The sequence below is a fragment of the Knoellia sp. AC549 genome, from assembly GCF_979258975.1.
Window position 1 is genome coordinate 84862 of sequence record NZ_OZ409890.1, and the last position, 14088, is coordinate 98949.

Sequence of the window (14088 nt, forward strand, 5' to 3'; positions counted from 1 at the left end):
GGTCCACGAGCGCATGGGTGGTTCGCGAACCCGGTCGTGCGGCACTGGTCAGTCGAGACCGACCTGCTCGCGGAGTCGGTCGAGCGCCGCTCGGGTCTCCTCACGCACCCCCGGATCGGTGGAGCGCACCCCGCGGCCGAGGATCGTCTGCCCCATCAGCGCACCGTTGGCGAGGTCCTTGCGGACGACCACCCGGGCCTTGCGCTTCGGGCCCAGCTCGACCTCGTCGGAGAGCACGACCGTGGCCTGGACACGCTCGCGCAGCACCTGCGGGAACGTCCCCGGCTCGCTGAGCTCCCACACCGTCGCCGGTGCCTTGTCGACCCAGTCCACCGTCAGGCGCGCGGTCTCGTCGTCCCACGATCCCGTGTCGACCATGTGCCACTGCCGGTCCAGCTCCACGGAGCCGTCGCGGACGGCATACACGTGCGTCTTGGTCGCGACGAGGTATGCCGTGGAGCGCTCATCGCGCACCACGGACAGGACGTCGGTGGCACGCTCCCCCAACGTCGAGGTGACCTCGTCGGGGATCTCGGGTCCACGTCGGCGCAGGCGTCCCAGCCTCATGACGTGAGCCGATCACGCATGCGGGCACGGTTCATCTCGAGCTCGATGAGTCGGCGGGAGCGGGCACGGAGGGCCTCCTGGTCGGGTTCGGGCGAGTTCTGCAGACGTCGAATCGCCGCGGTCTCGTCAGCGATCTGGCGGCTGAGACCCGAGTCGTGGACCCCGATGACGAGCGACTCGAGGTAGCGCTGCGGGGGCAAGCCGGTGGTGGTGTCGATCTTCGTCGGCAGCGGAGCCACGGACAGCTCGGCGAGCAGGCCCCGGACGGCCAGGGGCGCAGCCTCGGCGACGGCGGCGGCCCACCCCGCCGTCGAGAGCTGCGACGCACGAGCGGCCACGGTGCGCACTCCGTCGAAGATCGCCGCGTGCGCAGGGGCTGTGAACGCCACGGGCGGGATCGCGTCGATCGTCTCGGTGGTGAAGCGAGTGGGGTACTGCAACAGGGCCTGCAGCAGCTGGCGCTCGTTGTTGACGACCGGGTCACGCAGGTTGGGTGGGGGCAGCGCCGCCGCGCCCTCCTGGGCGTTGGGCTCGGGGACGTCGTCGGTCGACGCGGGCGTGCGGTCCGCGGACCGACCCGATGCGGCGCCGTCGGCACCTTCACGGGCCTTGATCCGACCAGCGCGCTGGACCTCGCTCAGGACCTGCTCGACCTCGACGCCCAGCATGCCGGCGACACTGCGCATGTACTCGGGGCGCAGGGAGGAGTCGCGGATGGAGTTGATGATCGGCGCGACGGCCTGCATCGCCTGGACCCGACCTTCGGGCGTCTCGAGGTCGAAGCGCTTCATCGTGGTGCGCACCGCGAACTCGAACATCGGCACCGCGTCGTCGACGAGGGCCTTGACCGCCTCACCGCCCTTGGCGAGCCGGAGGTCGCACGGGTCCATGCCGTCCGGGGCGACGGCGACGAACGACTGCGAGGCCCAGCGCTGGTCCTCGCCGAAAGCCTTCATCGCGGCCTTCTGCCCCGCTGCGTCGCCGTCGAACGTGAAGATGACCTTGGCGGGGGCACCGTCGGCCTCGTCGCGCATGATGCGGCGCAGGATCTTGATGTGGTCGATGCCGAAGGCCGTGCCGCACGTCGCCACGGCGCCCTCGACCCCGGAGAGCTGCGCGGCCATCACGTCGGTGTAGCCCTCGACGATGACGGCCTGCCGGTCGCGGGCGATCGCCTTCTTGGCGGCGTCGAGGCCGTAGAGCACCAGCGACTTCTTGTAGATGGGCGTCTCGGACGTGTTGAGGTACTTCGCGGCGATGCGGTCGTCGTCGAGCAGTCGGCGGGCACCGAAGCCCACCGTGTCGCCGGTGACGTCGCGGATCGGCCAGACGAGGCGGCCCCGGAACCGGTCGTAGAGGCCCCGGCTACCCCGACCGGACAGGCCGGCAGTGACCATCTCGTCCTCGGTGAAGCCCTTTTCACGAAGGTGCCGGGTCAGGTCCTCGCCACCTCGCGGTGCGAATCCCATGCCGAACTGTTCGGCGATGGCCCGGTTGAACCCGCGGTCGCGCATGAAGTCGCGGCCGGGACGGGCGTCGGGCCGGTCGACGAGGATCGACGCATAGAACTCCTCGGCGACGCGGTGCGCCTCGATGAGTCGCGAGCGCCTGCCGATGCCACCCTCGCGCGGGCCGCCACCCTCCTCGTAGCGCAGCTCCATCCCGATCTTGGCGGCGAGCCGCTCGATCGTCTCGGAGAACGTGAGGTGCTCGACCTTCTGCACGAACGAGATGACGTCGCCGCCCTCGCCGCAGCCGAAGCAGTGGTAGGCCCCCACGGCCGGGCGCACGGTGAACGACGGGGTCTTCTCGTCGTGGAAGGGGCAGAGGCCCTTGAGTGAGCCGACGCCGCCGGGTCGCAGCGTCACGTGGTCGCGCACGACGTCCTCGATCGAGGAGCGCTCCTTGACGGACTGGATGTCGTCAGCGTTGATCCGGCCCGCCACGCGTCCTCCGTCCGTGCTCGTCTCGGGGTTTTCAGGGGTGCTGCTGTGCTCAACTCAGGATGGGGGTTCAGTATGCCGCGACACAGTTTGCCGGGATGTGTCGTATCCCCAGACCGCCGTTCGTAGAGGACATGACCCGCCCCACGGGGCAACCTGACATCGGAAGGACCAGCACCATGCGCACCCTCATCGTCTCCGAGTTCATCTCCCTCGACGGAGTCGTCGAGTCACCGGACTGGACGTTCGAGGTCGTCGAGCACGACGACGCCGCCTACGAGATCAAGGGCCGCGAGCAGGCCGACGCGGGCTGCCTGCTGCTCGGCCGCCAGAGCTACGACGAGTTCGCGCCCGTGTGGCCGACCATGGAGGAGTTCGCCGACTACAACGCCATGCCGAAGTACGTCGTGTCCAGCACCCTGTCCGACCCCGAGTGGAACAACACCAGCGTCCTGCGCAGCCTCGACGAGGTCGCTGCCCTCAAGGAGTCCGACGAGCCCGGGACGATCCTCGTCCACGCGAGCGCCACCCTCGCCCAGGGCCTCGCGGCGGCGGGGCTGGTCGACCGCTACCACCTGCTCGTCTACCCGGTCGTCCTCGGCAGCGGCAAGCGCCTCTTCCCGACCGACAGCGACAGCCGACAGCGCCTCACGCTCACCGAGCACGCGGCATACGGCAACGGCGTCCAGCTCAACGTCCTCGACGTCGTCCGCTGAGCCGAGCCGTCAGCACCACTGACGGTGCAGGTGGAGCGCTCGCACGTCGGTGAGCGAGGCGACCTGGTCGACGACCACTCGCAGCGCGTCACCGTCGTCGACCGCCGCGTCATGGTCGGCCCGCAGCTCGGGATCGAGCCGCGTGGGGTCGTGGCGGTAGGCCGCGACGAGGTCCGCGACGACCTCCCGCTCCCCCGCCATGCAGCTCGACCCGCTCGACGACGTTCATGACGAAGTGGGCGGCTGTGGCCTTGAGGACGGCGCACTCGGCCCGGGTCGCGTCGGGCACGACGAGGTCGGCCTCGTGACGCACGAGGTCTCCCCAGCCGTGACGCTCGCGCGTGGCGGCCTCGACGGCCTGGACGAAGCGGCCGATGAGTCGCGACGTCATGTCCTTGAGATGGGCCAGGTCCGCACGGGTCGATGCGTATGCCGTGGGCAAGGTGTCCGTGGCGAGGATCCGTTCCAGCGCCTCACCGAGGGCGTCGCGCGACAGGTCCGTCGCGTAGGTCGCCGTGGCCACGTCGAGCACGGCGTCGACGTCGACACCGCTGCGGAGCAGCCGTGGGTCCAGCCGGCCGGAGGCGATGGCGTCCTCGACGTCGTGCACGGAGTAGGCGACGTCGTCGGACCAGTCCATGACCTCTGCCTCGAAGGCGCGCTGGGCAGCGGGAGCGCCCTCGCGGAACCACTCGAAGACCGGCAGGTCACCGGCATACACTCCGAACTTCGGTGTGGGAGAAGGTGACTCACCGCGCGCCCAGGGGTACTTCGTCGTGGCGTCGAGCGAGGCGCGAGTGAGGTTGAGCCCGGCAGGCCGCCCGTCGGCGTGGAGGCGCTTCGGCTCGAGCCGGGTGAGGATGCGCAGGGTCTGCGCGTTGCCCTCGAAGCCGCCGATCTCCGAGGCGATCGCGTTCAGGGCGGTCTCGCCGTTGTGACCGAACGGAGGGTGACCGAGGTCGTGGGCGAGGCAGGCGGTGTCGACGACATCGGCGTCACACCCGAGGGCCGCCCCGAACTCGCGACCGATCTGCGCGACCTCGAGGCTGTGAGTGAGCCGGTTGCGGATGAAGTCGTCGCTGCCGGGCTGGAGCACCTGGGTCTTGGCCGAGAGGCGCCGCAGGGACGCCGAGTGCACGAGGCGCGCCCGGTCGCGAGCGAAGTCGTCACGGTCCGCGCGCTTGTGGGCCGGGTCCTCGGCGACCCAGCGTTCGCGATCGCCGGCGGTGTAGGTCACGCTGACGACCCTAGAGGGTGGAGCAGCAGCGCCCCTTAGGGTGGCACCAGGTCGGGACACCGTCCCGAGGAGAGCGACGAAGGGGTGGCGCGTGCGGACAGGTGTGGCCTCGTGGGTGACCGGTGCGTTGGCCCTGGTGCTTTCGGTGAGCGGCTGCACGGGTGGCGAACCCGACGGCGGCTCGGGTGGCGACGGCGGGCGGTCCACCGATGGTTCGACGACCCCGGACCGAAAGGCCGACCCGACGGACACCACCGGGCCGATCAAGGCCGCTGCCAAGGCAGCCGGCTCGGTCGTCGTCACCCGCACGCTCACGGAGGCCGACGGTGACGTGACCCAGGAGGAGATCGAGACCGCCTTCACCACGCCGCCCTCGGCCCGGGTCCTGCACGTCGGCGAGGAGATCTGGACGCTCGACGTCGTCGACGGCGTGGGCTGGGTCAAGGACCAGAGCGAGCAGAAGTCCAACAACAGGTGGAAGCAGCTGGGCGAGCGAGAGACGGCGCAGCGGCTCGAGGGTGCGACCCTGGACGGCCTGCTCGGCGTCCTCGACGCGGCCACCTCGGTCTCGAAGTCCTCGACGGCGACGGTCAGGGGCGTGGAGGCCACGTGCCACACGTTCGGCCTCGACGTCAACCAGGGCACCGACGCCACGGCGAAGGTGTGCGCGGACGACAAACAGCGCCCGGTCGAGGTCGTGGTCAGGTCCGGCGGGGACACCACGACGTCGGTGTTCGCGAGCTGGGGCTCCAAGATCACGGCCATGGCGCCGCCGGAGCACCTGGTCGACCAGCCGGACTAGCTCGTCCCGGCTGCGGTCGCTGCCGCTGCGGCGGCCTCCGCGGCCTTCTCGACCCACCTGGGTGCCGTGCCATAGCGCTGGCTCGGGATGAGCCGGCCGTGCGCGCAGTCATCGACGAGCTGGAGCAGCCGCTTCTCACGGGTCTCCTCGCGCTTCGCCGTCGCCACCCAGTTCTCCGCCACCTTGCGATAGGACGGCGAGGCGATCTCCCAGAAGGCTGCTGCGGCCGGGTCGGCGAGCAGCTGCGCGCGCTGCGCCTCGGTCAGCTCCTGTCCCGCCTCGTAGGCGTAGATCCCGCTCCGCTCCGGCCTGCGCTTCTCGTAGGCCGCGATGCCGGCCGGCAGCATCCTGCCCTCGGCCGTGAGCCGCTCGACGTGCGCGATGTTGACGGCGCTCCAGATGCTGGAGGACTTGCGCGGGGTCCATCGCTGGCGACGGGTGTCGTCGTCGATACGCTGCGAGACGCTGTCGATCCACCCGAAGCACAGTGCCTCGGGGACGGCGTCCTCCCACGTGAGACCGCGGTCGGGGACGTGCTTCTTGTTCAGCCCCATCCAGAGCTCGGTGGCGGTCTCGTGGTGGGCCTCGAGCCAGGCACGGAACTCGGCTGCGTCACGGAAGAAGAGCGCGGGACGCTCCGCCGAGCCACCCGGCATACCGATCTGGGTCATGCATGCAGTCTGTCAGCCACCTGAGACAGAGAGCTCGGCCTGGGCGATCTGGGCGCGCTGGGCCTCGTTGAGCTCGCGCGAGCGCAGCCAGTTCTCCGGGAGGGCCACGATGCGCGGAGAGCCGGCGCGTCCACGCTGCCCCTCGGCCGGGTCGCCGGGCCAGGGTGCGTCGAGGTCCATCGTGCCGATGAGGTCGTCGAGCGCCTGGAGCCCGTCGACGAGGGCAAGCTGGTTGCGGACGGTGGAGCCGGCCGGGAAGCCCTTGAGGTACCAGGCGATGTGCTTGCGGATGTCGCGGCAGGCGCGCAGCTCGTCGCCGTCATAGAAGTCGACGAGGTATGCCGTGTGCCGCCGGAGCGTGTCCGTCACCTCGCGCAGCCCCGGCTGCACCCGGGTCGGTGTGCCGGCGAAGGCTGCTGCCAGGTCGGTGAAGAGCCACGGGCGCCCGAGGCAGCCGCGCCCCACGACGACGCCGTCGCAGCCGGTCTGGCGAACCATCTCGAGCGCGTCCTCGGCGGACCAGATGTCACCGTTGCCGAGGACCGGCACCGTCGTCACGGCCTCCTTGAGCCGGGCGATGGCAGACCAGTCCGCCTGCCCCGAATAGGCCTGTGCCGCAGTCCTTCCGTGAAGGGCCACGGCGGCGGCGCCCTCGCCCTCGGCGATGCGCCCCGCGTCGAGGTAGGTGATGTGGCCGGCGTCGATGCCGATGCGCATCTTGACCGTGACCGGCACGCCGTAGGGGCTGGCCTCGCGCACGACGGCGCTGACGATGCCGCGGAAGAGCTCGGTCTTCCAGGGCAGGGCCGCTCCCCCACCCTTGCGGGTCACCTTGGGCACGGGACAGCCGAAGTTGAGGTCGATGTGGTCGGCGCGGTCCTCGGTGACGAGCATCCGCGCCGCGAGCCCGGCGGTCACCGGGTCGACCGAGTAGAGCTGGACCGAGCGGGGGTGCTCCTCCGGGCCGTGGCTGATGAGGCGCATCGTCTCGGGGGTGCGTTCGACCAGGGCGCGCGACGTCACCATCTCGTTGACGTAGAGGCTCGTCGCACCACTGGCTCCACCGGCAACGGATCCGGCAGAACCGTATTCGCGGCACAGCCGCCGGAACGCCCGGTTGGTGATCCCGGCCATCGGCGCGAGGACGACGGGCGACTGGATCGTGTGACGACCGATCTGCAGCGGGGGCAGGACGGGCTTGGCGGTGGCGGCTGGGCCGATCGTGGAAGCACTCATGACCCCTCGATTGTCCCACTGGTTGACTGGGCCGCATGTCCACGCTCCTCACACCTGCCGAGCTCGCCGCCCTCGTCGACGCGGGCGAGGTCCGGGTGCTCGACGTCCAGTACTCGTTGGCCGGGGACGGACCCGCCCTGTATGCCGCGGCGCACCTCCCCGGAAGCTCCGCACCTTGACCTCGATGCCGTTCTCGCCGGTCCACCCGGTGATGGAGGTCGGCACCCGCTGCCCGGGGCCGACGTGCTCCAGGAGGGACTGCGGGCTCTCGGGGTGCACGAGGGTGACAGCCTCGTCGTCTATGACCAGCAGACCTCGTTGGCGGCTGCACGGGCATGGTGGGTGCTGCGCTGGGCGGGCCTGAGCGACGTGCGAGTGCTCGACGGCGGCCTCGCCGCGTGGCGCGAGGCCGGTCTGCCGGTCACCACCGACGTCCCGGCTCCGGCCGCGGGTGACGTGACGGTGCGCGTCGGATCGGTCCCCGTTCTCGATGCCGAAGCGGCAGCGAGAGTGGCGCAGGACGGCATACTCCTGGATTCTCGTGCAGGAGAACGCTTCCGGGGTGAGACCGAGCCGATCGACGCGGTCGCCGGCCACATCCCCGGCGCTCGCAACGCACCGATGGCGGACCAGCTGAAGGCCGATGGCCGGTTTCGGTCCCCCGAGGAGCTGCGCGACTACTTCACCGGGCTCGGCGCCGACGACCCAAGCGAGGTCGGCACGTCATGCGGGTCGGGTGTCACCGCGGCCCACACGGCCCTCGCCCTCCACCTCGCCGGCTTCGAGGCCGCGCCCTACATCGGCTCGTGGAGCCACTGGATCACCGACCCCGAGCGCCCCGTGGAGACCGGATCAGGGGGCTAGAGCCACGGTTGCGGCGGCGGCTCCGATGACCGCTCGGTCCTGGGACCCCGGGAGGGTCGACACGCGACGCAGCCCACCCGAGCCGACGTCCCAGGCGAGCAGGTCCCTGGCGTTCCAGCGGATGAGGACCTGGTCGTTGTAGGCCCAGCCGAGGACCTCGCAGCACCCCTTGGCCACCCCCTCGCTCCCGGGAGCGATGAGGAGTCGCGCCGAGCCCATGCCCTCGGTGTCGACGGTGAAGACACCCTGGAACAGCCGCTCGGGATGCCGGATGTTCGCCTCCCTCGCGGCGACCTGGCTGAGGAACCCCCCGGTGGCGACTCGACTGCCGGCGTTGGTGAAGGTCGACCCCCAGACGTCGCCGAGGACTCGTGGCCCCGTGAGCGTGCCGTTCGAGGCGCCCTGCTCGTCGAAACGCAGAACCCGCATGTCGTCGTCGCCGGCGACGACGATCTCGTGGCGCCCGGGCCGAGTTGCCGGACCCAGGCGCTTCACCGTCCCCGTGCGCGGGGTGATCCGCCAGTGAGCCGTCCGTGACGACGCGATGATGGATGCCCCGTTCGAGGTCCACCCCCCACCCTCGAGGTGCTGGTCCGGGACGGCAAACGTCCGGGTCTCACCCGTGAAGGCGTCGAGCACGAGGACCTTGCTTAACTGGAGGAAGAGCACGTGACGCCGGTCGCCGGCGATCGCCGTGACCTCCAGCGGCTCCGAGGTGGTGCCGCCCTCGTCGACGTTCGGCACGAGCGTGATCGTGTCCACGAGCATGAAGGGGTTGCTCAGCGTGGGGCGCACGAGCACCGGCCGCAGCCCCTCGGCGGAGTAGCGCAGCAGCACGGCCCGCACGGGTGCTCCGTTGCCGCCCACCTCGCTCAGCGTGGGCATCTGCAGGACGGGGCTGAAGGCCAGCACCTCGGGCAGGGCGAGCTGCCTTCTCGTGAGGTCGTCGATCTTGGGCAGGGTGCCGATCTGGGCCGGGTCGGGACCCACCTGGCTCGTGACCTCGAGCAGGCTGAACGCTCGCGGGTCCCACGGCGTGTCCCGCGAAGCCGGGATGGAGGTCGAGGGGGCGGGCGCCGGAAGCGCAGAGCCCCGGTCGGCGTCGTTCGGGAGGACGAGGGCGACGGCCATGATGCTGGCCGCACCAAGGACGACCCCGACTGCGACACGGCGGCGGCGGTGACGACGCGCCGCCGCACCTGCCCGTGCGGCATCGACGAAGTCGCGTTCGGCCACCGACTCGGCTGCGTCAGCCAGCAGCCCGGCGAGCGCCTCCCCCGCGCGAGCCTGGCTCCTGACGCTGCCGAGCGTGGTGCCCAGGATGTCTGCGGTCTCCCGCTCGCTCCTGTGCTCGAAGAACCGCAGGACGGTGATGGCGCGTTGTCTGGGCGGGAGGCGGTCGAGCACCGCGCCCTCGTGGGGTGCGGCGCGACCGGCAGAGGGCGGCGGGGACGTCGGCGGGCGGCGTCGCGCCGAGATCGCGGCGCGATACATCCGCGACCGGACGAACGTGTCTGGAGTGTCGTCCTTGACCTTGGACCAATGCACGGCGAGCGCGCTGAACGCTCCCTCCACGAGATCCTCCGCAATGCTCTCGTCGCCGCAGACGAGGTATGCCGCACGGAGCAGCTGGTGCTGGCGCGCGCGGACGAAGTCGGCGAACTCGTCCTCGACTTCGTTCTGCGCCCGGGTCACCCCGTCAGTGTCCACCTCATCCGCATCAGCTGGACGCGCGGCGCAGCAGCTCGGTGAAGTCGGTGACCTCGTCGAAGCGCTCCGTGAAGCCTGCCTCGCGCTCCTCGTCCCGTGCGGGCAGGAACCCCGAGCGAGCCGACGCCACGCCGGCCGTGGCACCCAGCAGCGTCGCGACGAGCTCGGCCGCGGCGCGGTCGATCCGACGGTCCAGGCCGACCGTGCCGAAGTCGTCCGTCGCTGCCATGACACCGGTGGGCACCACCGACGCGTGCAGGTAGCTGAAGAGCGGGCGCATCGCGTGATCGAGCATGAGTGAGTGCCGAGCCGACCCACCGGTCGCGCCGACGAGGACCGGCTTCCCGTCGAGCACGCCGATGTCGAGGTTGTCGAAGAAGCTCTTGAACAGTCCGCTGTAGGAGCCGGAGAAGACCGGCGTGACGGCGATCAGCGCGTCCGCGCCGGTGACCTGCTCGATGGCCGCGGTGAGCTGCCCGCTCGGGAAGCGGGTGAGCATCTGCTCGGCGATGAGCCGCGCGAGCGGGCGGAGCTCGATGACCTCGATGCTCGCCTCCTCACCGTGCGCGGTCACGTGGCGGTCGACGGCCTCGACGAGCCGGTCGGTGAGCAGTCGGGTCGAGCTCGGCTCGGACAGACCGGCGGTGACGGCCACGATGCGACGGGTCATCTCAGACCTCCACGGGAGTGTTGAGACGGTCGGCGTGCCGGGGTGCGGTGGCCGGGACGTGGGCGGGTCGGCGGGCATCCGCGATCCTGCGCAGCTCGGGCACGACCTCGCCACCGAGGATGTCGAGCTGCTCGAGGACGGTCTTGAGCGGAAGGCCGGCGTGGTCCATCAGGAACATCTGCCGCTGGTAGTCCCCGACGTGGTCGGCCATCGCGCCGTAGCGCTCGATGACCTGCTGCGGCGAGCCCACGGTGAGCGGCGTCTCGCGGGAGAAGTCCTCGAGCGAGGGACCGTGGCCGTAGACCGGCGCATTGTCGAAGTAGGGACGGAACTCACGCACGGCGTCCTGGCTGTTGGCGCGCATGAAGACCTGACCGCCCAGCCCGACGATGGCCTGGTCGTGCTTGCCGTGGCCGTGGTGCTGGTAGCGACGGCGATAGAGGTTGACCATCTGCTTGGTGTGCGACAGCGGCCAGAAGATGTTGTTGTGGAAGAACCCGTCCCCGTAGAACGCGGCCTGCTCGGCGATCTCGGGACTGCGGATCGAGCCGTGCCAGACGAACGGGGGTATGCCGTCGAGCGGGCGGGGCGTGGACGTGAACCCCTGGAGCGGGGTGCGGAACTTGCCCTGCCAGGTGACGTTCTCCTCGGTCCAGAGGCGACGCAGCAGCGCGTAGTTCTCGATGGCGAGGTCGAGGCCGTCACGGATGTCCTTGCCGAACCACGGGTAGACCGGGCCGGTGTTGCCGCGGCCCAGCATGAGGTCCATGCGCCCGTCCGACAGGTGCTGCAGATAGGCGTAGTCCTCGGCGAGCCGCACCGGGTCGTTCGTCGTGATGAGGGTCGTCGACGTCGACAGGACGAGGCGCTCGGTCTGGGCGGCGACGTGGGCGAGGAGGACCGTCGGGTTGGCGGGCGCGGTGAACGGCGGGTTGTGATGCTCTCCCGTCGCAAAGACGTCCAGCCCGACCTCCTCCGCCTTTCGGGCGATGGCGAGGGTCGCCTTGATGCGCTCCTTCTCACTGGGCGCCCGGCCGGTTGTCGGGTCCACGGTGACGTCACCGACGGTGAAGATACCGAACTCCATCTCAGCCACTCCTTGCTAGGTCGTTGAACATTCATCTATCAGAACCGAGGCGCCGGTTGAGACATTCCCCGTCCCGGGCGCACACCCATGAGTCGAGTGTCGGAGATCTGGGCCTTCACTCTTCCTCGATAGCCCGGATCCCCGACACTGGGTCAGGCGTCGCCGCGCCCTGGAGTCACTTCAGGGCAGCGCGGGCGGCGTCGAGGCGCTTCTGAGCGGCGACGACCGCCTTTCGGGCGGCGCGAGCAGCGTCCTCGGCGGACTGCAGCTCGGCCTGGGCGGCCTTCATCTCCGCTTCCGCCTCGGCGACCTCGGCCTCGGCCTGACGCCGCACCCGGGCCGCGGCCTTGGCCGCCTTGGCGTCGGCCACCGCCCGGGCGAGCTCCTCGTCCGTCAGCTCGTCGTCGTCGTCCTCGGGCTGCGCCGTCACCGGCTCGGACTCCGCCTCCGACTCCGGGTCGACCTGCGGCTTGCCACCCTTGAGAACCGACATGATCGAGCCCGAGCTCGTGACCCCGACGGCACCGGACAGGTCGACCTCGCCGAACCCGCTGTAGCTCAGTGCCCGAGTCAGCTGCCCCGAGGCCAGCGCGTCGGAGGCGCTCTCGTCCGCGAGGGCGGCGATCGCCGTCGCTCGCACCTCGTCGCGGCCACTCGCGCTGAGTGCGGCACCTGCCGCCGTGGCCACCTCCGCGACGCGTTCGACGTATGCCGCCACGCTCGCGTCCCGCTCGCCCCTCACCGACGTGAGGACACTGGCATCCAGCCGGGCCTGGGCGGCGCGCATCCGGGCGCCGAGCCCCACGAGGTCGGCGATCACGCCCGCGTCGTCGCGGCAGGCGAGGTTCATCGCCCACGCCGTCACCGTCGGCTTGCGCAGCGCGAGGATCTCCTTGGCCGCGGCTGCGTGCCCGTCGGCCTTGGCGGAGGCGGCCAACGCCTTCCGCGAGGCGATGAACTCAGCCAGCGGGACGGCATACAGGCTCGCCGCGGCAGCGGCAACGACCTCACTCATGCCAACAACATCTCCGACTTATTGCGAGTTCGGCTCATGCTCGCTTCCCTCGCACGACCCGAACTCGCAACAAGTCGGGCGTTCATCAGCAGCCGAGGAGGCGTTGGGCGAGGTAGCCCTCGACCTGGTCGAGCGAGACCCGCTCCTGCGCCATCGTGTCGCGCTCGCGGATCGTCACGGCTTGGTCCTCGAGGGTGTCGAAGTCGACGGTGATGCAGAACGGCGTGCCGATCTCGTCCTGGCGGCGGTAGCGCTTGCCGATGGCGCCGGCGTCGTCGAAGTCGACGTTCCAGCTCTTGCGCAGGGTCGCCGCGAGGTCGCGGGCCTTGGGCGAGAGGTCGGCGTTGCGCGACAGCGGCAGCACCGCAGCCTTGACCGGCGCGAGGCGACGGTCGAGCTTGAGCACGACACGCTTGTCGACGCCACCCTTGGTGTTGGGCGCCTCGTCCTCGGCGTAGGCGTCGACGAGGAAGGTCATGAGGCTGCGCGAGAGACCGGCCGCGGGCTCGATGACGTAGGGCGTGTACTTCTCGCCACTCGTCTGGTCGAAGAAGACGAGGTCCGTGCCCGAGTGCTTGCTGTGCGTCGACAGGTCGAAGTCGGTGCGGTTGGCGATGCCCTCGAGCTCGCCCCACTCGCTGCCGGCGAAGTTGAAGCGGTACTCGATGTCGACGGTGCGCGTGGAGTAGTGGCTCAGCTTGTCGGCGGGGTGCTCGAAGTGGCGCAGGTTGTCGGGGTTGATGCCGAGGTCGACGTACCAACGGGTGCGCTCGTCGATCCAGTACTGGTGCCACTCGGTGTCGTCACCGGGCTTGACGAAGAACTCCATCTCCATCTGCTCGAACTCGCGCGTGCGGAAGATGAAGTTGCCCGGCGTGATCTCGTTGCGGAAGCTCTTGCCGGTCTGGGCGATGCCGAACGGCGGCTTCTTGCGCGAGGTCTGCATGACGTTGAGGAAGTTGACGAAGATGCCCTGGGCGGTCTCGGGCCGCAGGTAGTGCAGGCCGCCCTCGTCCTCGATGACCCCGAGGTGGGTCTTGAGCATCATGTTGAACTCGCGCGCCTCGGTCCACTGGCCGCGGGTGCCACAGTTCGGGCAGGCGATCTCGGTGAGCGCGATGGTGTCTGGGTCGACCTGCGCGTCCGCGGCGGCCCGCTTGTTCTGCTTGTCGGCGATCGCCTCCTGCATGTGGTCGACGCGGAAGCGCTTGTGACAGCTGAGGCACTCGGTGAGCGGGTCGGTGAAGGTGCCGACGTGGCCGGATGCGACCCACGTCTCGCGCGGGAGGATGATCGAGGAGTCCAGGCCGACGACGTCGTCGCGCCCGATGACCATGGACTTCCACCACTGGCGGCGGATGTTCTCCTTCAGCTCGACACCGAGGGGCCCGTAGTCCCACGCCGACCGCGTGCCACCGTAGATCTCTCCGCTGGGGAAGACGAACCCCCGGCGCTTGCAGAGGTTGACGACGGTATCGACGGTGGAAGTCTCCTTGGCCATGCGCGCAAGGTTACTGGCCGCACAGCGCCCTCCCCGCATCGGTTTCGGCGGCTGCGGCGAACCTTCCCG

General features: G+C 70.2%; 13 protein-coding genes and 1 pseudogene. 4 read left to right on the plus strand and 10 right to left on the minus strand.

Annotated features, from left to right (window positions below; genetic code table 11):
- Nucleotides 1–48: 48 nt before the first annotated feature.
- Entirely contained in the window at nt 49–567 is a 519-nt protein-coding gene (locus ACZZ98_RS00415; protein WP_463514435.1) for a hypothetical protein, read from the minus strand.
- Complete coding sequence (gene dnaG / locus ACZZ98_RS00420) at nt 564–2513, minus strand: DNA primase (protein ID WP_463514436.1); 1950 nt, start codon at nt 2511–2513, stop codon at nt 564–566. Before dnaG ends, ACZZ98_RS00415 begins: the two co-directional genes overlap by 4 nt.
- Nucleotides 2514–2689: 176 nt before the next feature.
- On the opposite strand from dnaG, the gene ACZZ98_RS00425 reads away from it, so the two are divergent.
- On the plus strand, nt 2690–3226 hold the full coding sequence (locus ACZZ98_RS00425; RefSeq protein ID WP_463514437.1) for a dihydrofolate reductase family protein: 537 nt from the start codon (nt 2690–2692) through the stop codon (nt 3224–3226).
- 9 nt (nt 3227–3235) lie between these two features.
- On the opposite strand, the pseudogene ACZZ98_RS00430 reads toward ACZZ98_RS00425, so the two are convergent.
- A pseudogene (locus tag ACZZ98_RS00430) lies at nt 3236–4463 on the minus strand (deoxyguanosinetriphosphate triphosphohydrolase).
- A gap of 91 nt (nt 4464–4554) precedes the next feature.
- Between ACZZ98_RS00430 and ACZZ98_RS00435 the strand changes: the two are divergent.
- Nucleotides 4555–5265: a hypothetical protein gene (locus ACZZ98_RS00435; RefSeq protein WP_463514438.1), complete on the plus strand. Its 711-nt coding sequence runs from the start codon at nt 4555–4557 to the stop codon at nt 5263–5265.
- Here the strand turns inward: ACZZ98_RS00435 and ACZZ98_RS00440 are convergent.
- Together ACZZ98_RS00440 and dusB are read right to left on the minus strand one after the other, a co-directional pair.
- Nucleotides 5262–5936 carry a YdeI/OmpD-associated family protein gene (locus ACZZ98_RS00440; protein WP_463514439.1) on the minus strand — a complete coding sequence of 225 codons (675 nt, stop codon included), beginning with the start codon at nt 5934–5936 and terminating at the stop codon, nt 5262–5264. The two genes, ACZZ98_RS00435 and ACZZ98_RS00440, sit on opposite strands and share 4 nt — an antisense overlap.
- Nucleotides 5937–5948: 12 nt before the next feature.
- Entirely contained in the window at nt 5949–7172 is a 1224-nt protein-coding gene (gene dusB, locus ACZZ98_RS00445) for a tRNA dihydrouridine synthase DusB (RefSeq protein ID WP_463514440.1), read from the minus strand.
- A gap of 35 nt (nt 7173–7207) precedes the next feature.
- Here dusB and ACZZ98_RS00450 point away from each other — a divergent pair, with 35 nt between their 5' ends.
- Both ACZZ98_RS00450 and ACZZ98_RS00455 read left to right on the plus strand, forming a co-directional pair.
- Nucleotides 7208–7351, plus strand: a complete 144-nt coding sequence (locus ACZZ98_RS00450) for a hypothetical protein (protein WP_463514441.1) — start codon at nt 7208–7210, stop codon at nt 7349–7351.
- On the plus strand, nt 7314–8036 hold the full coding sequence (locus tag ACZZ98_RS00455; RefSeq protein WP_463514442.1) for a sulfurtransferase: 723 nt from the start codon (nt 7314–7316) through the stop codon (nt 8034–8036). The genes ACZZ98_RS00450 and ACZZ98_RS00455 overlap by 38 nt, the downstream gene beginning before the upstream one ends.
- Here ACZZ98_RS00455 and ACZZ98_RS00460 read toward each other — a convergent pair.
- From ACZZ98_RS00460 to ACZZ98_RS00480, 5 genes are all read right to left on the minus strand, one after another.
- Nucleotides 8025–9746, minus strand: a complete 1722-nt coding sequence (locus ACZZ98_RS00460; RefSeq protein ID WP_463514443.1) for a sigma factor-like helix-turn-helix DNA-binding protein — start codon at nt 9744–9746, stop codon at nt 8025–8027. The two genes, ACZZ98_RS00455 and ACZZ98_RS00460, sit on opposite strands and share 12 nt — an antisense overlap.
- A 10-nt stretch (nt 9747–9756) precedes the next feature.
- Nucleotides 9757–10416, minus strand: a complete 660-nt coding sequence (locus tag ACZZ98_RS00465; RefSeq protein WP_463514444.1) for an FMN reductase — start codon at nt 10414–10416, stop codon at nt 9757–9759.
- Between the two features lies 1 nt (nt 10417).
- Nucleotides 10418–11503: an LLM class flavin-dependent oxidoreductase gene (locus ACZZ98_RS00470; RefSeq protein WP_463514445.1), complete on the minus strand. Its 1086-nt coding sequence runs from the start codon at nt 11501–11503 to the stop codon at nt 10418–10420.
- A gap of 175 nt (nt 11504–11678) precedes the next feature.
- Nucleotides 11679–12518: a hypothetical protein gene (locus ACZZ98_RS00475; RefSeq protein WP_463514446.1), complete on the minus strand. Its 840-nt coding sequence runs from the start codon at nt 12516–12518 to the stop codon at nt 11679–11681.
- 85 nt (nt 12519–12603) lie between these two features.
- A complete protein-coding gene (locus tag ACZZ98_RS00480) occupies nt 12604–14019 on the minus strand; it encodes a glycine--tRNA ligase (RefSeq protein WP_463514447.1) in 1416 nt (471 codons plus the stop codon).
- Between the last annotated feature and the right edge of the window lie 69 nt (nt 14020–14088).